Raw genomic sequence first — 22,874 nt, 5'->3', positions numbered from 1 at the left:
TCGCCATGAGCGAGCAGTTGAATGGATCTGTGAGCCATGTGGCCGAGCAGAGCAGACAGATCGACCGCGCTATGGATGAGCAGCGCCAGGAAACCGACCAGGTGGCCGCGGCCATCAACGAGATGTCGTCTGCTGCGCAAGAAGTATCGGTCAGCGCGCAAAATGCTGCAGACGCTGCTGTCGAGACCGACAGGCACTCCCGACACGCCAGGCAAATAGTCAATGGCAGCATTACTCGAATTCAGGCACTGACCGTTGAGCTTGATGAGAGTGGCCTCTCCATGAAGAGTCTTCAAAACGATGTCACTTCTATTGTCACCGTGCTGGACGTCATTCGCTCGATAGCCGAACAGACCAATCTACTGGCACTCAATGCGGCCATTGAAGCTGCCCGTGCCGGTGCTGCCGGGCGCGGGTTTGCGGTGGTGGCTGACGAGGTGCGAGCTTTGGCCAGTCGGACTCAGCGCAGTACCCAGGAAATTCAGGCGATGGTTGAGCGTCTCAAGAGCACTACGGGTGGCGTAGTCAGTGCAATGCACCAATCCACGCAAGCCGCACAAGACGCGAACGCGCAGGCTGATCAGGCGGGTGAGTTTCTGGGCAACACCGTCGAACTGATCGCAACCATCAATGCAATGAACGCGCAAATCGCCGCCGCGGCAGAGGAGCAGACCTCGGTGGCCGAAGAGATCAACCGCGGGGTGCATCAGATCGCGCGCGCAATTGACAGCGTCGCCAACCAGACTCAGATCGGGGTCAAGACAGTTTATGAGTTGCATATGATCGGTAATCGTCTGCAAAGCTTGCTGGGGCAATTCAAAATTTGACTCGCCCTGCGCGGCGCTTGGAATGAGTACCGCGTCTGCCTGGCGCAGACGTAGAAATGGCTGGGGCCGAGGGCACGCCTCAATCAGAAAACAGTTCGAACATCAGCTGGCGAAGCCAACGATTGGCGGGGTCCTTGTTATAGCGCGCATGCCAGAACAGATTTATTTCGATGTTAGGCAGTTCCACTGGCGTCGGTAGAACCGCAAGCCCAAAGGGTTGTTCGCAACTGCTGGCGAATCGTTCAGGCACGGTTGCCAGTAAGTCGGTGCGTTGAAGTATGTGACCGACTGCGACGAAATGGGGAACCTCGAGGCGTATCTTGCGCTCGATGCCGGCCCGGGCCAGAAACGTATCGACTTCGCCGTGCCCCGTGTTCGCCGCTACGACCCGGACGTGGTCAAAACTGCAAAAACGCTCAAGCGTTAATGGCTCCCTGGTAGCCGGGTGGTCCTTACGGCAAATGCAGACATAGCGATGGTGAAACAGGCGTTGCTGAAAAAATCCGGCTTGCAGGTGCGGCAGTAATCCAACGGCGAGGTCGATCGCACCGTTTTGCAACCCTTCGGCCAAGGTATCGGAGGTGTTGCGCAACGTGCTGATCGAGCAGCCCGGAGCGCGTTCAGCCAGCGCGTCCATCAGCCGCGGCATGAAGTAGATTTCACCAATATCGGTCATCGCCATCGTAAATCGACGATTGCAGTTGAGCGGATCAAACGTGTCCTGTCGGCTCAGCGCATCACGTAAGGTCTGGATGGCCAGTGCAACCGGCTCAGCTAACTGCCGGGCGTAGGGCGTGGGCTCCATTCCTTGATAAGTGCGAACGAACAGCTCGTCGTTCAAGGTGACACGCAGTCGCTTTAACGCGTTGCTGACAGCGGGCTGGGTCAACCCAAGGCTATCCGCCGCTGTTGATACCCGGTGGTCAATCAGCAGTTGGTTGAACACCAGAAGCAGATTGAGATCCAGCTCACGTAATTCCATAACGCCTCGTGCAGATTACGCGGCCATAGCGGCGATAGATTCATGCCCGTTGTGGGGCCTGCACCGCGCTGAAATTGCCGCTGCAAGCGCCAAAGCCTAACAAGTGCCAGACCGCTGCGTCCATCGTGAAATCGATGTGGGTTTTGCTCCCCTTCGATCTTTATTCACGTTCGAAATAATGCCTATTCATCTGGCTGCATTTATCACCGTCGATCGTTTGCCCATCATCGAATCCATGTCCGGTGCTGAACGCTCTGCGTAACACCATTGGGCACCGCGCAATTTCCGGAGGCATCAGATCCTCCGGCTCTATAACAATGACAAGAAGAGCGATGCCATGCGTACGATTGATGTCTCAGCCCTGATTGACGGGGCACGTTTCAATGCCTTCCATGCGCGCGTGCTGTTCTGGTGCGCGCTGATCATCATTTTCGACGGTTACGATCTGGTCATCTATGGGGTCGTATTGCCCTCACTGATGGCCGAGTGGGGGCTCAGTTCATTACAGGCGGGGGCGTTAGGCAGCTGTGCGCTGGTGGGCATGATGTTGGGTGCGTTGTTTTTCGGTTCACTGTCGGATCGTATAGGCCGGCGAAAAACCATCATGATGTGTGTCGCCATCTTCAGCGCAGTCACAGCGATTAACGGCTTGGCGAAGAGCCCCGAGGCGTTTGCGCTTTGCCGGTTCATCGCCGGCCTTGGTATCGGCGGGGTGATGCCCAACGTGGTCGCGTTGATGAACGAGTACGCGCCAAAGAAATCCCGTAGCACGTTGGTCGCAATCATGTTCAGTGGCTACTCGTTAGGCGGAATGCTGTCGGCGAGCCTGGGCATGCTGCTGATCCCACAGTGGGGATGGCAAGCGGTGTTTTATGTAGCGCTGATTCCTCTGTTGGCCTTGCCCTTTCTGATCCGCCAATTGCCAGAGTCGATGGATTTTCTTTTGCGCACCGGGCAGACCGTCAAGGCCCAAAACCTGTTGGCACAAGCTGCACCGTCTTATCAACCAAGCGCAAATGACCAACTGAACCAGATGGTCGCCAAAGGCACGACTGTGTCGATTGCGCAGCTGTTCCAGGACGGGCGCAAGTTGAACACCTTCATGCTGTGGCTGGCGTTTTTCTGTTGTTTGCTGATGGTGTATGCATTGAGTTCCTGGCTGCCAAAACTCATGACTGCCGCAGGTTATGGATTGAACTCAAGCCTGGCGTTTCTGGTGGCGCTAAACGTCGGCGCGATTATTGGCGCGGTGGCCGGTGGATGGTTGGGGGACCGTATTGGAATCGCCAAAGTCTTGTTCGCGTTTTTCAGCTGCGGAGCGCTAGCCCTGAGCCTGCTGGCGCTCAAGGCGCCGTTACCGATTCTTTACGTGCTCATCGCGATAGCCGGGGCCTGCACCATTGGCACGCAGATCCTGGCCAACGCTTGCACGGTGCAGTATTACCCCGCGCACATACGGTCTACAGGGCTGGGTTGGGCGATGGGTGTCGGTCGCACCGGAGCCATCATCGGTCCATTGTTAGGAGGCGCACTGCACGCTTCATCATTGCCGCTGCAGGCGAGTTTTCTGATCTTCGCCGTACCTGGACTGATAGGGGCCATCGCTATTCTGGTGTTTCTGATTCAGAACTCTCCAGGCCGCCAGGCTGCTTCATCCAAACACCCCGTGCCGCAGTAACGATTGCAGAAAAAGGCGAGCTCAAGGAAGAACTCGTCTGGCCAATGATCGATCATCCTGAAAAGCAATATTCATATGCGTGATGGCATGTATGAGAGTTGCGGTATTTATCAATAGCGCTCGGATGGCGATGATTTGGTGACTCCAATAACAATCAGCCTCATGGGTAACTTGCTATGCGTACTTCTCAATCCAAATTGCAAATCGGCATTGTTGGCGGCGGTATTGCCGGCGTGGCTCTGGCCCTGGACCTGTGCCGTCATTCCCACCTGAACGTGCAGTTGTTCGAATCGGCACCCGCGTTTGGCGAGGTCGGCGCGGGTGTCTCTTTCGGCTCGAATGCCGTGCGTGCCATTGCGGGTCTGGGTATTGCCGAACCCTACCGCAAGATTGCCGACCAGACGCAGGCCCCCTGGCAGGACATCTGGTTCGAATGGCGCCGTGGTGAAGATGCCGGCTATCTAGGCGCTAGCGTGGCCGAAGGGGTAGGGCAGTCGTCGGTACACCGTGCTGACTTCCTCGATGCTCTGGCCAGCCAGTTGCCCGAAGGGATCGCCCAGTTCGGCAAGCGCGCCGTCAGCGTGGAACAGGATGCCGAGCAGGCTCGCGTACTGTTTACCGATGGTACTGAGCATCGATGCGACCTGTTGATCGCCGCGGACGGTATCAAGTCTTCCATTCGTGATCATGTTCTGAACGGTCTTGGCCAACCCCTGGTGGCACCGCGTTTCAGTGGTACCTGCGCTTACCGCGGGATGATCGACAGCCAACAGCTGCGTGCGGCGTACCGAGCTCGGGGTATCGATGAGCACTTGATCGACGTCCCGCAGATGTACCTGGGGCTCGACGCACACATCCTCACATTCCCGGTCAAGCAAGGCCGGCTGATCAACGTCGTGGCCTTCATTTCCGATCGCAGTCGCCCTGATCCAGCCTGGCCGAGCGATTCGCCATGGGTGCGTAATGCCAGCCAGGAAGAAATGCTTTCTGCCTTCAATCATTGGGGAGACGCTGCACGGGTACTGCTCGAATGCATTCCAGCCCCCACTCTTTGGGCGCTGCATGAGCTCGCTGAATTGCCAGGCTACGTGCACGGCCGCGTAGGTTTGATCGGCGATGCGGCGCACGCCATGTTGCCGCACCAGGGCGCCGGCGCAGGTCAGGGCCTGGAAGATGCCTGGCTTCTGGCGCGATTGCTGGCCGACCCGCAGGTCCTGGACAGCCAGCCACAAGCGGTGCTCGCGGCTTACGACGTCATCCGTCGTCCCCGTGCCTGCCGTGTGCAGCGTAGCTCCTGGGAAGCCGGGGAGCTTTATGAACTGCGTGATCCGGCTGTGGCCGATGACGAACAGTTGCTGAGCAAAACCCTCGCCGAGCGTTTCGACTGGCTGTGGAATCACGATATGCAATCCGATCTTCAAGAGGCTCGTGCCCAATTGGGTTGGCGAGCACTCGCCTGAAGAACTTCACCGACAAGTACGCAGGGACCGTCCCGCAGCTCTGGCTATCGCTGGCAGCATTCGCTTACACGAACTGCAAAACCTCGTTAACGGCTTTACGAGGTTTTTGCGGCCAGTTGGCCGAGCCAGGGTAGCCAACGGTGATCAACATCACCGGGATCTCCGTAGCAGAAAGACCAAATGCTTGCGCCACTGCCGACGGGTCGAACCCGATCATGGGTGTCGAAACAAGGCCTTGTCCTTTGGCCGCGAGCATCAGGGTCATGGCCGCCAGCGAACCTGAGCGGATCGCTTCGTCGCGCTGTAACTGCGGGTTGTTCTGGTACATGCCTTGAGCGGCGCCAACCCACATGTCGTAGATCGCCTGATCAATGATCCCTGCATCCAGTGTCGGTCTCAGGGCTAAAGGCAGGGTTTCATGGGGATTGAGAGTGCCACAGACAATGAAGGTCACGGCAGCATCCATGACTTTCTGTTGACCGTAGGCCAATGGCAGCAAGCGCGCCTTTGCTTCGGTGCTGCGAACGGCCAGAAACTTCCAGTTTTGCAGGTTGAAGGCCGAAGGGGCGTGTGTGGCCAGATCGATCAGGTCAGTAACCTGTTGATCGGTCAACTCACGTTCAGTGTCATAACTGTTGGCGGAAATTCGGGACTTGATAATTTCAGCAATAACGGACATGGAGATCTCTGTGCAGGGAAGGGGATGTGCGCAGTCCCGGTGGTTGCCGTCGAGTCTGCGCCTTCGTTGAACTCAGCGGCTGAAGCCGTCAAAAGGGGTCATGTAGACCGCGCCGAACGGGTCCAGGCGTTTACGAACTTGTGCATTCGGTGTGCCGTAGACCACAAGGCTGGTCACGCTGCACAGTTCAAGGAAGCGTTTGCCGAACGGTGCGAAGGTGGTGTCTACGTGACTGACGACGGCATCGGCGTTATAGCGTTCAAGGATGTGAACGGTGCTGTTGTCTTCGTTGACGCTGTATTCGTAAACCAGGGTGCCAGGTTCGGTTCGGGTAGCTGTCACGATAGTCGAGATCAGCGCCTTGAATTCTGCAAACGCTTCGGGCTTTACCGCGAGGGAGAACAGGCAAGAAATATGAGGGTGCATGAGTAGCCTTTGCGTCAGAAACTTCATTAAAAGCCTGTTGAGGATGCATCGCGGGCCAAGCCGATGCATTCGCTGCTGATGGGGATCAGGATTTCTCGGGCGCGTCCCCGAACAGTTTGCCGGCGCCAGCCCAATCCGACGCCGCAACGTCCTCGAAAATGACGTAGATGTAGTTGGCATCTGTACCGGTGTGTTTAACGATGCTTGCGGTGATGTCTGCGGCAACAGCGGCTTTTTGCGCGTGTTCTTTACCTTCGAACCAGCTCACTCGTACGACGGGCATGAGGGTGTCCTTTTTTGGGCATTGATGATCAGGTGCGCGACGTGCGATCACGATCTGCACCGTTGCATGACTGGAGCCCATATTACTGTTGAGCCTTCTGGCGATAAACGACCTAAAACTATAATCTGGGTAGCTATAAACTCTACAATTATCGAGCCGGCATGGTACCTATCGATTCGTTTCAAGGGGTCATCACGTTCGTCGTGGCGGCGCGCTCGAGCAGCTTTACCCAGGCCGCCGAGCGCCTCGGCGTGTCAAAATCCGCCGTAGGCAAAGCCATTGCGCGTCTGGAAGAGCGCTTGGGCACACAGCTATTTCATCGCACCACTCGCCGGATTTCCCTGACCGCGGATGGTGAGGCTTATTTCGTGGCGTGCTCTACGGCCCTTGAGGAAATGGGTGCTGCAGAAAGCGGATTGGGGCCCGGCGTTGGTGAGCCCTCCGGACGCCTGCGAGTAGACATTCCTGTGGCATTCGGGCGTCGGGTCGTGGCGCCATTGCTGTTTGAGATCGCCAACAAGTACCCGGCTTTGCAACTGAGTCTGACGTTTTCCGACCACCTGGTTGATCCCATCGAGGAGGGTATCGATTTACTGGTCCGCTTCGGAGAACTTCAAGACACCAGCGGCCTGGTGGCGCGGCGCCTGACCCGACAACGCTGGGCTATTTGTGCCGCCCCCGACTACCTGACGCGTTTTGGTGTTCCGCAAACACTGGAAGATCTGAGCCATCACCGTTGCATCGTCGGGCACCGGCGCGGCCAGCCGTTGGCGTGGCGAGTCATGCAAGCAGGGGAGACCGTCCGTTACGCGCCACCCTCAGCCCATCAGATTGGCGATGGCGAAGCCATGATTCTCGCCGCAGTCGCCGGCACAGGCTTGTGCCAGATGCCACGCAGCCTGTTCCAGGACGATATCGAAGCGGGCAGGCTGGTGGAGGTTCTGCACGTGTATGAGCCGGAACCTGTCGATGTGCATGCGGTGTGGCCGAAGGTGTCGCATCTGCGGCCGAAGGTCAGGTATGTGGTCGATGAGCTGGTCAAGCTATGTGAGCATTGGCAGTGATGCCGTCACAACGACTCCCCGTTATCCAGTTTGGCGAGCAATTTCTGGCCCCGCTCCCAGAGCGCTTGCTGCTTGGGTTCAGTCATGCGGTCGAGATTTTTGTAAACCATGCTCATGCGCTGATTGCTGCGAAGCAGGTCGCCGTGACGCATCAGGAAATGCCAGTAAAGTGAATTGAAAGGGCAGGCGTCGTCTGTCGTGCTTTCACTGACGTTGTACGCGCAGTTTCGGCAGTAGTCAGACATGCGCTTTATATATTGGCCACTGGCACAGTAAGGCTTGGAGCCCAGGTAACCGCCGTCGGCGTGCATGACCATGCCCAGTGTGTTGGGGAGTTCGACCCAGTCGAAGGCGTCCATGTAGATCGCCAGGTACCAGTCGCAAATCTGGCTCGGCGCGATGCCGGACAGCAGCGCAAAGTTGCCGGTGACCATCAGCCGCTGGATATGGTGGGCATAGGCATGTTTCAAACTTTGGCCGATCGCCTGGCTCATGCAGTTCATGCGGGTGTCGCCCGTCCAATAGAACTCCGGAAGTGATCGGCTGTTGCCGAACAGATTACCGCCGGCGTAATCGGGCATTTTCAGCCAGTAAACGCCCCGTACGTATTCACGCCAGCCGATGAGTTGGCGGATAAACCCTTCGGCGGCATTGAGTGGAATCCGCTGCGCCCAATACGCAGCCTCCACGTCGTGGCACAACTGACGCAGATCCAGCAGGCCAATATTGAGCGCCGCACTGATACGCGCATGGAACAGAAAGGGTTCATCGCTGGCCATGGCATCCTGATAGTCGCCGAATCCTGTCAGGCCGTAATCCAGAAAATACGCCCACAGCGCCTGCGCGTCGGCATGGGTGACCGGATAGTTGAAGTCGTCGAGCGCGCCGTAGTGATGGTTGAAACGCGCCCTGACCAGCGCAAGCACCTCGCGGGTGATGGCGTCGTCGCTGAAGCGGACCGGGTAGGGCGCTTTCACCCCTTTGGGCAGAGCCTTGCGGTTCTCGGCATCGAAATTCCATGCGCCGCCCACCGGAGAGCCATCGCCATTGAGCAACAAACCGCTCTTGCGCCGCATCTCGCGGTAGAAGAACTCCATGCGCAACTGCTTTTTGCCTTCCGCCCAGGCGCTGAACGCTGCGCGACTACACAGAAAACGCGTGTCGACGTGCCAGTGGATGGGCAAGCCACAGTCCTTGAGCGACTGTTCCAGCCGCCAATCCCCGCACTCGGTGACGTGCACTTCATCTGCCTGCAACAGCAGTTGCCAGCGTCGCAACTCACTCGCCACTGAACCGCTGTTATGCGGATCATCCAGGGTGACGTACTCGACCTGTATACCCTGGTCTTGCAGCGCCTTGGCGAAATGGCGCATGGCACTGAAGATCAAGGCAATCTTCTGCGGATGGTGGGGCACATGGCTGGCTTCCTCCATGACCTCGACCAGCAGCACCGTATCGCACTCGGCATCGAGTTCCTGTAATGAAGCCAGGCCAAAGGACAACTGGTCGCCCAGTACCAGGCACAACCGACGGCGTTTGTTCATTCAGTTCAGTCCAGCGTCATCCGGTTCATAAAGGCGTGGTCAGCGAAAACGGAATTCGCAGATCCTCGACGGGCCCGGCATCCCGGCCGCACATCTCGTCGTGCACGCATTGCTGCACCAACACGCAGGGAAATGCCGGCACGGTGTGCATCAAGTCACGCAGGTGGGTGATTGACCGCAGGTGCATTGGCTTGGCCGCATCGTCGAGCAAGGTGAACTGGCCATGATCCAGACGGATCCGAGCCAGATAAAAACCACCTTCGAGTGACAGCAACTCCAGCTCGCGTATTTCGCTGTTGGCCGCGCGCTCGATCAGGGTTTGCAGGTTCATGCTTTCTCCTTGCCTACCAGGGTAGGCGTTCTCCATCGTAGGCAAAGAAATGGCCGCTATCGGCCGGCGTCAACTGGTCAATCAAGGTCAAAAGTTCAGCCGCGGCAACGTCTGCCGGACGTGCGCTAGAGGCCCCACGAAAAGGTTGCGACAACCCCGACACGACGGTACCTGGATGCAGACTCAGCAAGCGGCTCTGCGGACGAGTGCGGGTCAGTTCGATGGCGGCGGTCTTGATCAGCATGTTCAGCGCAGCCTTGGAGGCGCGATAGGCGTACCAGCCACCCAAACGGTTGTCGCCAATGCTGCCGACCTTCGCCGAAAGCATCGCCATCGCGCCTCGGGGATCAAGCAGCGGCAGAAAGTGCCGCAACACCAGCGCCGGTCCCAGCGTGTTCACTTGAAACACGGCTTGCAGCGCCTCCGGCTCAATCGCGCTGTAGCTTTTTTCTGGCTTGACCTGGCCGCGATGGAGCAGGCCGGCGGCGTGGACGATCAACTGATATGGCGCTTCTGCTGCCAACTCGGCGGCGGCGCTGGCGATCGTTTCAGGTTGTTCCAGATCCAGCCCGGGAACTGTAGTGCGCCCCAACTCGCGAACCCCGACACATCGCGGGTCCTGATTGAGCAGCTCACAAAAAGCCATGCCGAGGGCACCACTGGCGCCGATCACCAGAGCGCGATAACCGTCACCGAGGGAGGCCAGGGTGAACGCGCTGTTCATGGGGTTTCTCCTGTGCCTTGGCGACGGAAGAACAACGTCACCTGGCCGACGTCTACGCCGAACTTGGACATGCTGGTACGGTTGATCAACGTGTCTTCGTCCATCAAGTACATCCAGTCGTCCATGCTCACTTCATACGTTGAGCCATCAACCGGCAAGTTCAGGCGATAACGCCAATGCAACGCATTGCCGGCGACTTCCCCCTGAGCGACACCCACCACATCATCCGCGCGACCGCTCCAGCGCCCCTGACCCTCGGGCGTGAGGGTCCAGACGCGGCGCTGACGGGTGCCGTCGCTGTACAGGAAACGCTCATCAAGAATCAGGTTGTTGCCCTCACGACGGCTGACGATGTTGACCTCGAAGCGCTTGGCCACCTCACCGGAGCGCTTCTGAAACATCCCCCAGGCTTTGACGGGTTTGCTGAAAAAGCGCTCCAGGTCTAATGCCGGTTGCTGATTCGCATAGTGGGTGACGTCCACGCTTCCACAGCTGGCAAGGCTGAGTATCAGAGCCAATAAAACCAAACGTCGGGTCATTGCCTTTCTCCCTGAGTGCACAGGTGACGAGGGTGAGTTTTCGAAATACACGCATGTACAGTAAATCGATCTTGTACGGGTCTATGGCGCCTGCCGAAGGTCAGAAGCCGGCTACTTGCATCACCTTCGCCGCCCGCTCAGTTGCAGGAATCGCGGCGTGGTTTCAAAGTGGCTGGCTCGTCTGGGGCGGGTTGTGATTCCGGCACCTCGCAACGGTCATCGACACACCGACGGCGGCCATCCGGATGAGGAAGCCACGCCAAGTGGGGGCGCAAGCGGCAGAAGAGGCGATAACCAACGGCCAGCAGCGGCCGGATGGCAGGCCATGTCAGTGGCGTGGCCCAAAACCCCAGGCCGGCGGCACGCCAACTCCATAGAGTGGCGTCCAGGCCTTTAACCCAGTGGCCATCAGCAAAAGAGGCATGAAGCGACGCCTGCATTTGCTCGAACGTGAACCCAAGTGCATTTGCGTCAAAATCTGCGTTGTTAATGTCAACACACAGCAGTCGATTCTCTGCGGCGTGTCGGCGCAGGATGATGATTTCGCGCGCGCACAGCGGACATGTACCGTCAAAGTACAGCGTCAGTGGCCAAGGCTCTTTGTTGTACATTGATTATCGTCTTGTATAGGTTTTGTATAAGATAGACCCAAAAAAACGAACTGACAATCACGTCATTCCTTCAAGCAAGAAGGGGAATGGCACCCACCGCTCATCACGCTGAACAAGGGGCGCCGGGGACTTTGTGGAAAGGCGCCCAACCATGGCTGGGCGCCATTTGACTCAGCCAGTGTGGTGGCTCTCGGCAAGGCCGTAGACGGATGTGTCGATGCCTTCGAAGCGCGCCTTTAACTGCAGCGCCAGATACAACGAATAATGCCGTGACTGATGCAGGTTGCCACCATGGAACCAGAGGTTTTCCTGCTGCGTTGGCTTCCACATGTTCCGCAGCTCGCCCTCGTACGGGCCAGGATCATTCGTGGTGCCAGAACCCAGGCCCCAGCAGCGGCCGACCTTGTCAGCGACTTCCTGGGAAATCAGCTTCGCCGCCCAACCATTCATTGAGCCATAGCCCGTGGCGTAGACGATGAGATCTGCCGGTAGTCGGCTGCCATCGTTGAGTACGACGGCGTCTGCTTCGATGCGTTCGACACCCAGGCCAGGCGCGCTCTTGAGCTTGATCGTTCCATTAGCGATCAGTTCGGAGGCGCCGACGTCGATGTAGTAACCAGAACCCCGGCGTACGTACTTCATGAAAAGACCAGACTCGTCGTCACCGAAATCGAGCATGAAACCGGCCTTGGCCAACCGCTCGTAGAAGTCCTTGTCACGCTCCTTGATCGCGTCAAAGATGGGTTGATGAAAACTTGGCATCACCTTGTAGGGGATCGAGGCGAACAGCATGTCAGCCTTGTCCGTGGTCAACCCCGTCTCCAGGGCGTCTTCCGAGTAGAGCCCGCCGAAGACGAGGTCCATTAAACTGTCGGAACGCACGATGTGGGTGCTGGAGCGTTGCACCATGGTCACCTCGGCGCCGTTCTCCACGAGGTCGGCGCAGATATCGTGAGCCGAATTGTTCGCCCCGATGACCACCGCGCGCTTGCCGCTCCAGGCGTCTCCGCCGGGGTGGCGACTGGAATGATGCTGCTGGCCATTGAAAACCTCGGCACCCGGATACTTGGGAACATTGGGTACGCCGGACATGCCGGTGGCGAGGATCAACTGGGCAGGCTGTAACGTCACACGCTCGCCATCGCGCTGAACTTCAACCTTCCAGGTGCCGCTTTGCTCGTCAAAACTGGCGCTCACGCATTCTGTACGCGGCCAATAATTGAGCTCCATGACTCGGGTGTACATTTCAAGCCAGTCGCCAATCTGGTCTTTTGGGGTGAAGACGGGCCAGTGATCGGGGAAGGGCAGGTAGGGCATATGGTCGTACCAGACCGGGTCGTGCAGGCACAGTGACTTGTAGCGACCGCGCCACTGATCGCCAGGACGCTCTGCTTTGTCGACGATCAGCGTGGGCACGCCCATTCGCTTGAGCCGCGCCGCGAGCCCCAGCCCACCTTGGCCGCCGCCGACGATCAGGCAGTAAGGTTGGGTGGTGATGCCCAGCGAAGCTTCTTCATCGCGACGGCGTTCCAGCCAGTTGCGTTTGTCGGCATGGGCGTGACCATGATTGGCACCCATTGGCCGACGGCGGCCCCTGGGTTCTTCAAAGCCTTTGAGCTCGCGCATGGTCGTCAGCAGCGTCCAGCACAAGCCCTCTTTCAGACGCACGTAGCCTTTACCTCGCGCCGCCTCTGTTTCCAGGCTGATCCAGCCTTCGAGCACACCGTTGTTCAGCGTCGCCTCACCCTCAAGTTCCCATCGCTCTGGACGAGTCTGGTCGAGACGTGTTTCGAGCATGTCCCGGATAGCAGGCTTGCCTTCCAGGGTCACCAGGTTCCAGCTGAAAAGCAGCAGGTCACGCCAGTGACACTCTTCGGCAAACAATTCCAGTGTGCCGTCCAGATCACGTTGGGCGAGACGCTCGCCGAGGCTTTCGACCCACGCCGCGAGCTGAGCAGTTGGCGTTTGCAGAGGTGTTTCGATAGCGATGTTCATGGGCTTCTCCCGTTCTTGTTGTTTTTGTAACAACTTACCCTAGAGCAAGGCCCGGGCCATCTTCATGAAAGCCCCGTTGCAGAGCGGCTGACGCAGTACTGCTCAGGCCTTTGCCCGGATCTATGTCACGATTCTGGGAATGGCGGATGACAGAGTGTCACGCGGCGCATAGAGCGCTCTTCGCGGTCTTTTCATATAAGCTGCGAACAGCCCCGTGTCCTAACCGTAGCGGAGAACAAGAACAATGAAGCCGGCCTTTATCAACGCCCATGCACAGCAAGTGCTACAAGCCGTACAGGGCACCTCTGCCAGCCATGGCCATGCTACTGACCTGGCTATTACACGGTCCTGGCGTCGTTGCCTGGATCAGCATCAGCTCGATCCCGCCAGCCGCCGCGCGCCTAATGTCGTTGAGCACCCACGCTTACAGGATCACCGCGCACCCCTGGAACACATCATCTCCGTGGCGCACTGGCAGATGACCAGCTTGCACCAACAACTAGGGTGTGACGGCCACGTGGTGCTACTCACCGATGCCCGCGGTGTGGCGATTGACAGTGTGTTCAACGAATCCGAACGAGCCGAGTTCCAGCGTTCCGGACTGTGGCTCGGTTCGGTATGGAGCGAGGATTGTGAAGGTACCAACGGTGTCGGCACCTGCTTGGTCGAGCGACAGCATGTCACCATCCGCCGTGATGAACATTTCCGTGGCAAGCACGCCGGCTTAACGTGTTCGGCCAGCCCGATATTTGATGCGCGCGGAGAGTTGCTCGCCGTTCTTAACCTCTCTTCTGTGCGAGAGGAACAAAGTCTGCAGCAGCACTTCAAAGCCATGGCGTTGACCAACCTGACCGCCAATTTGATCGAGAGCTGTTATTTCCTGGGGCATGATCCGCAACGATACTTGCTGCGCTTTCACCCTGAGGCAGGCTTCGTTGGGCTGTTGGGTGAAGGTCTGCTCAGTTTCGACGAGAGTGGCCGTATCTGTTCAGTCAATCATGCTGCGCTGGATCTGTTGGGCCTAAGCCGAGACCAGGTGGTTGGGCAATCTCTGACGATGCTGCTGGAAACACCTATCGAGCAGGTGATGAGTCAGGCCAGCACTCAGCCGAGTGTCTGTTGGCCAATGCGGCTGGTGGACGGACGCCAGCTCTACGGACAGTTGCGAGAACCCTTACGCCAGCTGCCTTCAGTCACTCCTGCAAGCCCAAAAATCAACGACGTGCACGTGTGCCTGGAAGACCCGCGCCTGCAACGCGGCTTTGCTCGCGCATTACGAGTTTTGGAGCGTGACGTTCCGGTGTTTTTACAAGGCGAAACCGGTACCGGCAAAGAAGCTTTTGCGGCGGCCCTACACCGTGCCAGCTCCCGAGCGAATCAGCCGTTTGTGGCGATCAATTGCGCGGCCATTCCAGAAACGCTGATCGAGAGCGAGTTGTTCGGCTATCGCGGCGGCAGCTTCACTGGCGCACGCAAGGACGGGATGATCGGTAAGCTGGAGCAGGCCCATGGCGGCATTCTATTTCTCGACGAGATCGCCGATATGCCACTGGCGTTACAGACTCGCCTGTTGCGTGTGCTGGAGGAACGGCAGGTGGTGCCGCTAGGTGGCGCGACGGCACGTCCGCTCGACGTACGCCTTATCAGTGCCAGCCACCAGGATTTGCACGCCTGCGTGGCCGAAGGGTGCTTTCGCGAAGATCTGTTTTATCGCATGGCTGGATTCGCCGTGCAGCTCCCGCCGCTGCGGGAGCGTTCAGACAAGGGCCGTTTGCTCGACCTGTTGCTGCACGAGGAGGCAGCAGGCGTCAGAGTCCGGCTGGAGGTGGGCGTCAGAGAGCGCTTGCTGGCGCAACCCTGGCCGGGCAATGTTCGGCAGCTGCGTACGTGTCTGCGCACACTGGTAGCGTTGGCGCTGGAGGGGCATGTCACTCTGGAAGACTTGGCGGAGTTGCTGCCGGCAGCGCCAGCGACAGCCGCGCTGGCCGAAAATCCGCTTGGAGTATCCGAACGGCAGACGCTGCTGACGTTGATTGAGGCGGAACACTGGCATATCGCCCATGTTGCCGCCCGATTAGGAATTAGCCGCAATACGCTCTACCGCAAATTACGTCAGCACGGTATTTCACGACCCGGTTGAACACAGAATGAAATCGTCGCGTTTCCTGCCGCAGTGGATTTGGGCTGAGACAATAGAGGTCGAGCAGAAGAGGGCGCTAATGTGAGAAGCAACCATTATCGCCATAGTTTCTCCGCATTTGATTGGCCTCAGTTCAAGGCATGGAGGTGTCTACGAAACCCGGGACGATTCACGTTGAAGGCTGTTGATAAGCGGCTGTGACCCTGGATTTTGGGACTCGTTAGCCACAAACCAAGTTAGAGTGTCCATCAATGTCTGTTCCTAAAGGCCTTCCACTCGATTCGCGTAGTCGCGTCAAGCGGTTCCAGCGAAGGAACGGGGCAAAAAATAACCGTATATCAATCGTTAGTTGAAGAATGAATCGTCCGCTGTTTGTTTCTCTAGATGGGCCCAAGGGCGCCGGCAAAACCACACTGTTGGAAGCCGTGACGAAAGCACTTAGGGCAGACAACAAAAAGGTGATCCGGCTTTGCGAGAAAAAAAGCGATCCCTATAGAGGCGAAACAATGACCCTCGTTAACGAGCTCGTTAGAAATCCCTCCCGGGATTTGGAGTTGAGGGTCTGTGAGCGCTTTGCTGATAGCCGTCACTGGATTTCCCGGCACGTGCTGACTAAACAGCCACTAGACAGCATTATCTTGATCGATCGCTGGTACCCGTCTGATGCCGCGTTTCGCCGGATAGTCCCGTTTGCAGAAATTCTACAGTTGAACATTGATCGAAACGTGCGAGTGCCAGACCTGCATGTCGGGGTTGTCACCGCCCCTGATATTTCATGGGCGAGGGCTGCGGCACGCGGGCGTGGCCTGGGCAGTACTGTGATCCATAAGCTGGAAGAACATGTCGCTTGTACAAAGGCGTTCGAGCAAGCAATTGCAGATCACGGCTGGGTTTTATGCCGTAACGAAGGAACGATCGAAGACGCAACGATGCAGGTGGTTTCTGAGATCTACAGAGTCCTTCAGTGCCCGTAGGCGAAGTTCGCTGCACCGGCCTTGATCAGAGGGTTCAAGCGTCGATTGCTGGAGATGTATGCCAAGAGGACAGGACCCATGTGCACCGATAGAGTAATACGTGATTTAACAAGTGGGCCATGTCATATGTTCATAGGCAGGCCGTTACTATGTTCTGCGGCACGTCCGAAGGCTAATGGCATGGAAATGTTCATGGGTCCAAGTTCATGGGAACCGGGCTGCAGCTTCCGAACTGTCCGGCCCAGCAGAACGGAGCACCCCGACCATTCCAGCCAAACGGCGGCAATCTGATACCGTTTTTTATGTTGGATCTGAGCCTTTTTTTTGCGGGTCGGTGCTCTATAGAGTGCGCGTCCGACGCACTAGTGGACAGTGATCGGCCGCCCACTGTTTCAGGCTCTCTGAAGACCGGACGACCTCGAGAGTCTTCAGGAACCACCATGAATACTCGTCCGAGCTTTCACAGCAAGACCTTCCCCGAGTCGCAACGTGACATTCTCGGCATGATCGCGACCGACCATCATCTGGGCGACATACTCTGCGCCATCTGTCAGATGCACGACGCACAGACCCCCGAAACCTTCTGCTCTATCCTGCTCACTGATGCCGAGGGCAAACACTTGCTAAGCGGCGCGGCGCCCGGGCTGCCGGCCGAGTACAGCGAGGCGATTCATGGAATGCCCATTGGTCCACAGGAAGGAACCTGCGGCACCGCAGCATTCCGGCGCGAGCTTGTGGTCACCGAAGACATCGCCCAGGACCCAAACTGGGAGCGTTTCCGCAGCCTGGCGCTGGGGCATAACCTGCGTTCCTGCTGGTCGGTGCCGTTGCTCTCCCATCAAGGAAACGTGTTGGGTACATTTGCCCTGTACCAGAACCGCGCCCATGCGCCGGACGAGGCGCAGATTCAACGATTGGCCTTTGCAGCCCAACTGGCAGTCATTGCGATCCGCCGCGAACGTGACGGCCAACGTCTGGAGGAAAGCGAACAACGTTTTCGATCATTGTTCACCTACAACCCCAACCCGGTGTTCGCCCTCGATCTGGCCGGCAACATCCAGAGTGTGAATCCGGCAGGCCTGAAGCTGAAACCGCACACCGCAACCGATTTCCTCGGTCATCACTTTTCCCGCCTGTTGCTCGAAGAAGACCTGGAACGGGTCAGTCAGCATTTTTCCGCAGCCCGCGCTGGAGAGCCTCAACGCTTCGAGGCACGGCTTCTCGACGAGAGTGATAAATTGCTGACCATGGACATTTCCAACCTGCCGATCATGGTCAACGGAGAGATCGTCGGGGTATTTGGCATAGCCCGAGACATCAGCGAGCAGAAGCATTTCGAGCGCCAATTGAGCTTCAATGCCAGCCATGACCGGCTGACCGGTTTGCTTAACCGTGTTTCGCTTGAAGACCGGCTTGTTCTGGATTGTCACATCAGTCGTCGGCGTAAGCGTCGTCTGGCGGTGATGTGCATTGACCTGGATGGATTCAAATCCATCAACGATTCGATCGGGCATTACTTCGGCGATCAGGTGCTGATTGAGGTGGCGCAGCGTATGACCCGGCAGGTTCGTCCCGGTGACACCATCGTGCGCATGGGCGGTGACGAATTTATCGTGCTGCTGCCGGACCTGCTTCGTGATGAGGACGTTGTACCGGTGGTCGAGCGCTTGATGGCCAGCATTGCCAGACCCTACTGCATCCAGGGCATTGACCTGCACGTGAGTGCAAGTATCGGCATCACCCTGAGCGATGGTCACATCGAGCAGCCGATGCAGTTGATCCAGCAGGCTGACATGGCCATGTACAAAGCCAAGCAGCAAGGGCGCAACAACTTTCAGTGGTACACCAGCGATCTCAATCAGCGCGTTTGCGAGCACGCGAGCCTGCGCAATGACCTGCAAAAGGCTATCGAAACTCAATCGTTCAAGCTGCATTATCAACCGCAGATAGAGGCGCGCACGGGGCGGGTGGTCGGGATCGAAGCGTTGCTGCGCTGGGAGCATCCTGAAAAAGGATTTATCTCACCCGCTGTGTTTGTGCCGGTGGCAGAGGACAGTGGTCAGATCATCCCGCTGAGCCTTTGGGTACTCGATACGGCCTGCGCGCAGCTGCGCCAGCTCGGCGAGCAGGGCATCACCGGCATCTCGATGGCGGTGAATATTTCGCCGATGCATTTTCAGCGTGGCCATTTCGTCCAGTATGTCCAAGCCACCCTGGAGAAACACGGACTCTATGGTGAGCAACTGGAGTTGGAGATCACCGAATCGCTTCTGTTGCATAACGCTGAACAGGCGATCGACACGTTGCACCGGCTCAAGGCATTGGGGGTGCGCATTGCGCTCGATGATTTCGGCACCGGTTTTTCCAGCCTCAGCTACCTCAAGCGTTTGCCCATCGACAAGATCAAGATTGACCGCTCGTTCATCCAGGAAATCGCCACCGACCATCACGATGCTGCGATCACCCAAGGCATAATTTCCATGGCCCATCACCTCAGCCTGACGGTGGTCGCCGAAGGTGTGGAAACGGCGTCTCAGGTGGATTTCCTGAAGGGCAGTCGCTGCGATGTTTTTCAGGGGTATTACTTTGCCAAACCAATGCCCTATGCAGACATCGAAGCTTTCCTGAGCCATCCCGCGTCCCATCCCTGACCGCCAATTCTGTCTGGACCCAGACCTGAAAATCAGACGCTAAGGCAAATTTTCAGACCCCAGCGCAGAACTCCCTCTCCCCAGGCAAGGCGCTCCCTGCGCCTTTCTCACACACTCGGCTCTAACGCTATCGCGCTGCACAACAACAAGAGCCGCGAAAAAAATGACTAGTTTCCAGCCTGCTACCGAAAGCCAGACCGGCCACATCGGCGCCCGTCAGACCCGTGTCGAGGACGCCGCATTGTTGCGCGGCCTCGGCTGTTATGCCGATGACGCTGCGATCCCTCCGGGAACGCTACACGCGGCGATCATCCGTTCACCCCACGCTCATGCGCGGATCACCTCGGTGGACTTTTCCAGTGCGCTGCTGATGAAAGGCGTGCACGGCGTGCTGGTCGGCGAAGACGTCAAACGCTGGGCGCTGCCGTTTCCGGTGGGTGTGCGTCAGCCGATGGAGCACTGGTGCGTCGCCGTCGACAAGGTGCGTTACGTCGGAGAGCCGGTGGCCGTGGTGATCGCTGAGAGCCGCTATCTGGCCGAAGACGCCATCGAAGGGGTGCGCGTTGAATACGAGCCGCTGCTCCCGATCATTGATCCGGAACTGGCCACCGCCGAACAGGCACCGATCCTGCACGAAGCAGTCGGCAGCAACGTGGTCAACGAACGGCGCTTTCGTTATGGCGAGCCGGAGCAGGCGTTCGAGCAGGCGCCGCACAAGGTCTCGCTCAAAGTGAAGTTTCCGCGCAGTTCCTGCACACCCATCGAATGCTATGTGGTGTTGGCTCAGTACGAACGCGCCACCGGCATTTATGACGTGCTGGCCAATTTCCAGGGCCCCTATGCGTTGCACACGGTCATGGCCCGGGCACTGAATGTGCCCGGCAACCGCTTGCGTTTGCGTACACCGAAAGATTCCGGTGGCAGCTTTGGCATCAAGCAAGGGGTTTTCCCTTACGTGGTGATGATGGGCTTGGCGTCACGCAAGGTCGGTGCACCGGTGAAGTGGGTCGAGGACCGTCTGGAACATCTTCAGGGGGCTTCTTCGGCGACCAATCGGGTGACCGAAATTGAAGCGGCGGTAGAAGCAGACGGGCGTATCACCGCTTTGCGTTATGACCAGATCGACGATTGTGGTGCCTACCTGAGAGCGCCTGAACCGGCGACTTTCTACCGCATGCACGGCAACCTGACGGGGGCCTACGCGATCCGTAATTTGCAAGTGCGCAACCGAGTGGTGCTGACCAACAAAACCCCTTCCGGCCTGAACCGTGGTTTTGGTGGCCCACAGGTGTATTTCGCCCTGGAGCGTCTGCTGCAACACATCGCCGTGCAGTTGAAGCTTGATCCGTTGGACGTGATCCGCCGCAACCTGGTGCCGGCCGATGCCTTCCCTTATCGCGCGGCCGCCGGTGCGTTGCTCGATTCCGGCAATTACCAGGCAGGCATTGCCTTGGCGGCGGCTGACGGTGGACTCGACGAGTTGCTCGAACGTCGTGATCAGGCGCGTGCCGAAGGCCGGATCTACGGCATCGGTTATGCCGCCGTCATCGAGCCTTCGATTTCCAACATGGGATACATCACCACCGCGATGACACCCGAAGAGCGGCGCAAGGCCGGTCCGAAAAACGGCGCTGTCGCCACCGCCACCATCAACGTCGGCCCATTGGGTGACGTCAGTGTGCACGTGTCCTCGGCACCGCAAGGGCAGGGCCATCAAACCACCGTCGCTCAGGTCGTCGCTGAAGTGCTTGGGGTTGCGCTGGAATCCATCGTGGTCAACGTCGAACTGGATACCCAGAAGGACGCTTGGTCGATTGCCTCGGGCAACTATTCCAGCCGCTTCGCCGGCGCTGTGGCCGGTGCCGTCTACAAGGCGGCGCTGAAGATCCGCGATCGCCTCGCCGCGATTGCCGCCGAGCAATTGCAGGCCAGCCCCGAAGATATTCGTTTCGCCGGCGGCAAGATTTTTGTGGTCAATGGCGGAGCGGTGGCGCCATTCCATCGGATTGCCGGTGCGACCCACTGGTCGCCGGGCCTGCTGCCGGAAGGTGAAAGTGGCGGACTGCGCGAAACCGCGTTCTGGAGCCCGCCGCAATTGGTGGCCCCGGACGACCAGGATCAGGTCAACAGCTCGCTGTGCTACGGCTTTGTCTTCGACATCTGTGGTCTGGAAATCGACCGCATGACCGGCGAGATCCACATCGATCGCTACGTCACCTGCCATGACGCCGGCCGCCTGCTCAACCCGGCGCTGGTCGATGGCCAGATTCGTGGTGGCTTCACCCAAGGCCTCGGCGCGGCGCTGATGGAAGAGTTCGCCTATGGCGAGGACGGCAGTTTCCTCTCAGGGACCTTCGCCGATTATCTGGTGCCGACCGCACCGGAAGTGATCGAACCGGTGATCCTGCACATGGAAACGCCATCGCCATTCACCCCGCTGGGTGCCAAGGGTGTGGGCGAGGGCAACAATATGAGCACGCCGGTGTGCATTGCCAACGCGGTGGCCGACGCCCTCGGTCGCTCGGACATCCGTCTGCCGCTGACGCCATCGAAAGTACGCACGCTAATCGGGATTGACGAGCCGCCACGGCCCGCAGGTATGGAGCCCGATGAAGACCTGGACGCAGCACCTGCCGGTGGACCGGCACTGCGGGCCAACGACTCGGTGGTGATTCCTGCTTCGCCGCAACAGGTGTTCGATACCTTGCTCGACCCGCAGACGCTGGCGGCGATTATTCCCGGTTGTCACGACCTCGTGCTTGAAGGCGAAAACCGTTATCGCGCAGACGTCACCGTCGGCGTCGGCATGATCCGTGCGCGCTTCGAGGCCAAGGTCGCCCTGAGTGATCTGGACCCACCGCATTCATTGCGTCTGTCCGGTTCCGGCAGCAGCTCGATGGGCTCGGCTCAAGGTCAGGCCAAGGTGCGTTTCGTCGAACTGGAAAATGGCCACACACGTCTGGAATACCAATACCAGGTGGCGGTCAGCGGCAAAGTCGCCGCGGTCGGCGGCCGAATGTTGCAAGGGGCCTCGAAAGTGATCATCGGACAAATCTTTACTCGCTTGTCGCAACGGGTCAGCGGCCAAGCCATCTCCACCGGCTGGTGGGCGCGACTGCGGGCCTCGCTTGGCGCGCTGTTTGGCAAGGGAGGTGCGCAATGAAACCGGCTGCTTTCGATTACGTTCGGGCTGACACCCGTCGTCAGGTGGTGGAGTTGCTCGCCGAGTACGGCCAGGACGCTCGCATCATCGCCGGTGGTCAATCGCTGATGGCGGTGCTGAACATGCGCCTGGCTCAACCCAAGTTGCTGATCGACATCAATCATGTGGCTGAGCTGGCCTATATCGAACTGCGCAAGGATTGCCTGGCGGTAGGCGCCGGGGTACGACAGGCGCAACTGCTGGCGCGTTCGACCCTGATGGACGAGGTGCCTTTACTGGCACTGGCGATGCCCTGGATCGGTCACTTCCAGACGCGTAATCGCGGCACGGTCTGCGGTTCGGTGGCTCACGCCGACCCCAGCGCCGAGTTGCCGCTGTGCCTGGTGACGCTGGGCGGCGAGATCGTTCTCGAGTCGAAAAAAGGCAAGCGCATCGTCAAGGCTGCCGATTTCTTCCAAGGCATTCTCACCACCGACAAGCGTGCGGATGAACTGGTCGTCGAGGTGCGTTTTCCGCTCAAACGCGAAGGCATCACCTATCGCTTCCGCGAAATCGCCATGCGCCACGGCGACTTTGCGATTGTCTCCCTGGCCGCGGCCATCGGCGCGGATCAGGTCGAGCTTGGCATCGGCGGGGTCGCTGACCGTCCACAACGTCGCAGTCTGCCTCGTGGTGCGGGGCTGCCGGACGCGCTCAATCAAACTGCCTGGTCGCTCGACGCACAAGACGATGTGCAGGCCAGCGCTGCCTATCGCCGCCAACTGATTCGCGAGCTGGGTCATCAGCTGATCGAAGGAGTCTGA

19 protein-coding genes are annotated in these 22,874 nt (G+C 58.5%); 9 read left to right on the top strand and 10 right to left on the bottom strand.

What is annotated here, in order from left to right; genetic code table 11:
* The first annotated feature begins 5 nt into the window (after positions 1 to 5).
* Positions 6 to 827 (top strand): methyl-accepting chemotaxis protein, encoded by an 822-nt coding sequence (locus Q7W83_RS14775; RefSeq protein WP_473657629.1) that lies wholly within the window; start codon positions 6 to 8, stop codon positions 825 to 827.
* A 79-nt stretch (positions 828 to 906) separates the two neighbouring features.
* Here Q7W83_RS14775 and Q7W83_RS14770 read toward each other — a convergent pair whose 3' ends face one another.
* Positions 907 to 1,809, bottom strand: coding sequence for a LysR family transcriptional regulator (locus Q7W83_RS14770; RefSeq protein ID WP_473656266.1), 903 nt, complete (start codon positions 1,807 to 1,809; stop codon positions 907 to 909).
* 337 nt (positions 1,810 to 2,146) lie between these two features.
* On the opposite strand from Q7W83_RS14770, the gene Q7W83_RS14765 reads away from it, so the two are divergent.
* Positions 2,147 to 3,487: an MFS transporter gene (locus Q7W83_RS14765; protein ID WP_473656265.1), complete on the top strand. Its 1,341-nt coding sequence runs from the start codon at positions 2,147 to 2,149 to the stop codon at positions 3,485 to 3,487.
* A gap of 176 nt (positions 3,488 to 3,663) precedes the next feature.
* Positions 3,664 to 4,947 (top strand): salicylate 1-monooxygenase, encoded by a 1,284-nt coding sequence (gene salA / locus Q7W83_RS14760; RefSeq protein ID WP_473656264.1) that lies wholly within the window; start codon positions 3,664 to 3,666, stop codon positions 4,945 to 4,947.
* A 64-nt stretch (positions 4,948 to 5,011) separates the two neighbouring features.
* On the opposite strand, the gene Q7W83_RS14755 is transcribed toward salA, so the two are convergent.
* The 3 genes from Q7W83_RS14755 to Q7W83_RS14745 all read right to left on the bottom strand — a co-directional run bounded on the left by Q7W83_RS14755 (position 5,012) and on the right by Q7W83_RS14745 (position 6,335).
* Positions 5,012 to 5,626: a nitroreductase family protein gene (locus Q7W83_RS14755; protein WP_150629408.1), complete on the bottom strand. Its 615-nt coding sequence runs from the start codon at positions 5,624 to 5,626 to the stop codon at positions 5,012 to 5,014.
* Between the two features lie 72 nt (positions 5,627 to 5,698).
* Positions 5,699 to 6,052 carry a putative quinol monooxygenase gene (locus tag Q7W83_RS14750; protein WP_191623633.1) on the bottom strand — a complete coding sequence of 118 codons (354 nt, stop codon included), beginning with the start codon at positions 6,050 to 6,052 and terminating at the stop codon, positions 5,699 to 5,701.
* An 85-nt stretch (positions 6,053 to 6,137) separates the two neighbouring features.
* Positions 6,138 to 6,335 carry a tautomerase family protein gene (locus tag Q7W83_RS14745; protein WP_191623632.1) on the bottom strand — a complete coding sequence of 66 codons (198 nt, stop codon included), beginning with the start codon at positions 6,333 to 6,335 and terminating at the stop codon, positions 6,138 to 6,140.
* A gap of 161 nt (positions 6,336 to 6,496) precedes the next feature.
* On the opposite strand from Q7W83_RS14745, the gene Q7W83_RS14740 reads away from it, so the two are divergent.
* Positions 6,497 to 7,399, top strand: coding sequence for a LysR family transcriptional regulator (locus Q7W83_RS14740; protein ID WP_150636571.1), 903 nt, complete (start codon positions 6,497 to 6,499; stop codon positions 7,397 to 7,399).
* Positions 7,400 to 7,404: 5 nt separating this feature from the next.
* On the opposite strand, the gene Q7W83_RS14735 is transcribed toward Q7W83_RS14740, so the two are convergent.
* The 6 genes from Q7W83_RS14735 to Q7W83_RS14710 all read right to left on the bottom strand — a co-directional run bounded on the left by Q7W83_RS14735 (position 7,405) and on the right by Q7W83_RS14710 (position 13,143).
* The gene (locus Q7W83_RS14735; RefSeq protein WP_473656263.1) at positions 7,405 to 8,943 is read right to left on the bottom strand and encodes a cryptochrome/photolyase family protein; all 1,539 of its coding nucleotides are present in this window, start codon (positions 8,941 to 8,943) and stop codon (positions 7,405 to 7,407) included.
* Between the two features lie 25 nt (positions 8,944 to 8,968).
* Entirely contained in the window at positions 8,969 to 9,274 is a 306-nt protein-coding gene (locus Q7W83_RS14730) for a DUF6482 family protein (protein ID WP_150636576.1), read from the bottom strand.
* 13 nt (positions 9,275 to 9,287) lie between these two features.
* A complete protein-coding gene (locus Q7W83_RS14725; protein ID WP_150636578.1) occupies positions 9,288 to 9,998 on the bottom strand; it encodes an SDR family oxidoreductase in 711 nt (236 codons plus the stop codon).
* The gene (locus tag Q7W83_RS14720) at positions 9,995 to 10,537 is read right to left on the bottom strand and encodes a DUF3833 domain-containing protein (protein ID WP_150629396.1); all 543 of its coding nucleotides are present in this window, start codon (positions 10,535 to 10,537) and stop codon (positions 9,995 to 9,997) included. Before Q7W83_RS14720 ends, Q7W83_RS14725 begins: the two co-directional genes overlap by 4 nt.
* A gap of 137 nt (positions 10,538 to 10,674) precedes the next feature.
* Positions 10,675 to 11,148, bottom strand: coding sequence for a thiol-disulfide oxidoreductase DCC family protein (locus Q7W83_RS14715; RefSeq protein ID WP_473656262.1), 474 nt, complete (start codon positions 11,146 to 11,148; stop codon positions 10,675 to 10,677).
* Positions 11,149 to 11,319: 171 nt separating this feature from the next.
* Entirely contained in the window at positions 11,320 to 13,143 is a 1,824-nt protein-coding gene (locus Q7W83_RS14710) for an NAD(P)/FAD-dependent oxidoreductase (RefSeq protein ID WP_150653377.1), read from the bottom strand.
* Positions 13,144 to 13,387: 244 nt separating this feature from the next.
* Between Q7W83_RS14710 and Q7W83_RS14705 the strand changes: the two genes are divergently transcribed.
* From Q7W83_RS14705 to Q7W83_RS14685, 5 genes are all read left to right on the top strand, one after another.
* On the top strand, positions 13,388 to 15,283 hold the full coding sequence (locus Q7W83_RS14705; protein ID WP_150653376.1) for a sigma-54-dependent Fis family transcriptional regulator: 1,896 nt from the start codon (positions 13,388 to 13,390) through the stop codon (positions 15,281 to 15,283).
* Between the two features lie 356 nt (positions 15,284 to 15,639).
* The gene (locus Q7W83_RS14700; protein ID WP_150636582.1) at positions 15,640 to 16,257 is read left to right on the top strand and encodes a dTMP kinase; all 618 of its coding nucleotides are present in this window, start codon (positions 15,640 to 15,642) and stop codon (positions 16,255 to 16,257) included.
* 440 nt (positions 16,258 to 16,697) lie between these two features.
* Positions 16,698 to 18,908: a putative bifunctional diguanylate cyclase/phosphodiesterase gene (locus Q7W83_RS14695; RefSeq protein ID WP_473656261.1), complete on the top strand. Its 2,211-nt coding sequence runs from the start codon at positions 16,698 to 16,700 to the stop codon at positions 18,906 to 18,908.
* 163 nt (positions 18,909 to 19,071) lie between these two features.
* Positions 19,072 to 22,071 (top strand): xanthine dehydrogenase family protein molybdopterin-binding subunit, encoded by a 3,000-nt coding sequence (locus Q7W83_RS14690; protein WP_473656260.1) that lies wholly within the window; start codon positions 19,072 to 19,074, stop codon positions 22,069 to 22,071.
* On the top strand, positions 22,068 to 22,874 hold the full coding sequence (locus Q7W83_RS14685; RefSeq protein WP_429528917.1) for an FAD binding domain-containing protein: 807 nt from the start codon (positions 22,068 to 22,070) through the stop codon (positions 22,872 to 22,874). Before Q7W83_RS14690 ends, Q7W83_RS14685 begins: the two co-directional genes overlap by 4 nt.

The organism is Pseudomonas sp. 300, assembly GCF_055803035.1.
Note: the sequence above shows the minus strand (reverse complement) of the source record. Positions and strands in the feature narration are given on the sequence as shown.

Excerpts from the sequence above, each read along its gene's own strand:
- Q7W83_RS14755 (WP_150629408.1), bottom strand. The coding sequence starts at position 5,626 with ATGTCCGTTATTGCTGAAATTATCAAGTCCCGAATTTCCGCCAACAGT.
- salA (WP_473656264.1), top strand. The coding sequence starts at position 3,664 with ATGCGTACTTCTCAATCCAAATTGCAAATCGGCATTGTTGGCGGCGGT.
- Q7W83_RS14775 (WP_473657629.1), top strand. The coding sequence starts at position 6 with ATGAGCGAGCAGTTGAATGGATCTGTGAGCCATGTGGCCGAGCAGAGC.
- Q7W83_RS14710 (WP_150653377.1), bottom strand. The coding sequence starts at position 13,143 with ATGAACATCGCTATCGAAACACCTCTGCAAACGCCAACTGCTCAGCTC.
- Q7W83_RS14750 (WP_191623633.1), bottom strand. The coding sequence starts at position 6,052 with ATGCACCCTCATATTTCTTGCCTGTTCTCCCTCGCGGTAAAGCCCGAA.
- Q7W83_RS14730 (WP_150636576.1), bottom strand. The coding sequence starts at position 9,274 with ATGAACCTGCAAACCCTGATCGAGCGCGCGGCCAACAGCGAAATACGC.
- Q7W83_RS14740 (WP_150636571.1), top strand. The coding sequence starts at position 6,497 with ATGGTACCTATCGATTCGTTTCAAGGGGTCATCACGTTCGTCGTGGCG.
- Q7W83_RS14700 (WP_150636582.1), top strand. The coding sequence starts at position 15,640 with ATGAATCGTCCGCTGTTTGTTTCTCTAGATGGGCCCAAGGGCGCCGGC.
- Q7W83_RS14735 (WP_473656263.1), bottom strand. The coding sequence starts at position 8,943 with ATGAACAAACGCCGTCGGTTGTGCCTGGTACTGGGCGACCAGTTGTCC.
- Q7W83_RS14715 (WP_473656262.1), bottom strand. The coding sequence starts at position 11,148 with ATGTACAACAAAGAGCCTTGGCCACTGACGCTGTACTTTGACGGTACA.
- Q7W83_RS14765 (WP_473656265.1), top strand. The coding sequence starts at position 2,147 with ATGCGTACGATTGATGTCTCAGCCCTGATTGACGGGGCACGTTTCAAT.
- Q7W83_RS14745 (WP_191623632.1), bottom strand. The coding sequence starts at position 6,335 with ATGCCCGTCGTACGAGTGAGCTGGTTCGAAGGTAAAGAACACGCGCAA.
- Q7W83_RS14685 (WP_429528917.1), top strand. The coding sequence starts at position 22,068 with ATGAAACCGGCTGCTTTCGATTACGTTCGGGCTGACACCCGTCGTCAG.
- Q7W83_RS14705 (WP_150653376.1), top strand. The coding sequence starts at position 13,388 with ATGAAGCCGGCCTTTATCAACGCCCATGCACAGCAAGTGCTACAAGCC.
- Q7W83_RS14720 (WP_150629396.1), bottom strand. The coding sequence starts at position 10,537 with ATGACCCGACGTTTGGTTTTATTGGCTCTGATACTCAGCCTTGCCAGC.
- Q7W83_RS14690 (WP_473656260.1), top strand. The coding sequence starts at position 19,072 with ATGACTAGTTTCCAGCCTGCTACCGAAAGCCAGACCGGCCACATCGGC.
- Q7W83_RS14725 (WP_150636578.1), bottom strand. The coding sequence starts at position 9,998 with ATGAACAGCGCGTTCACCCTGGCCTCCCTCGGTGACGGTTATCGCGCT.
- Q7W83_RS14695 (WP_473656261.1), top strand. The coding sequence starts at position 16,698 with ATGAATACTCGTCCGAGCTTTCACAGCAAGACCTTCCCCGAGTCGCAA.
- Q7W83_RS14770 (WP_473656266.1), bottom strand. The coding sequence starts at position 1,809 with ATGGAATTACGTGAGCTGGATCTCAATCTGCTTCTGGTGTTCAACCAA.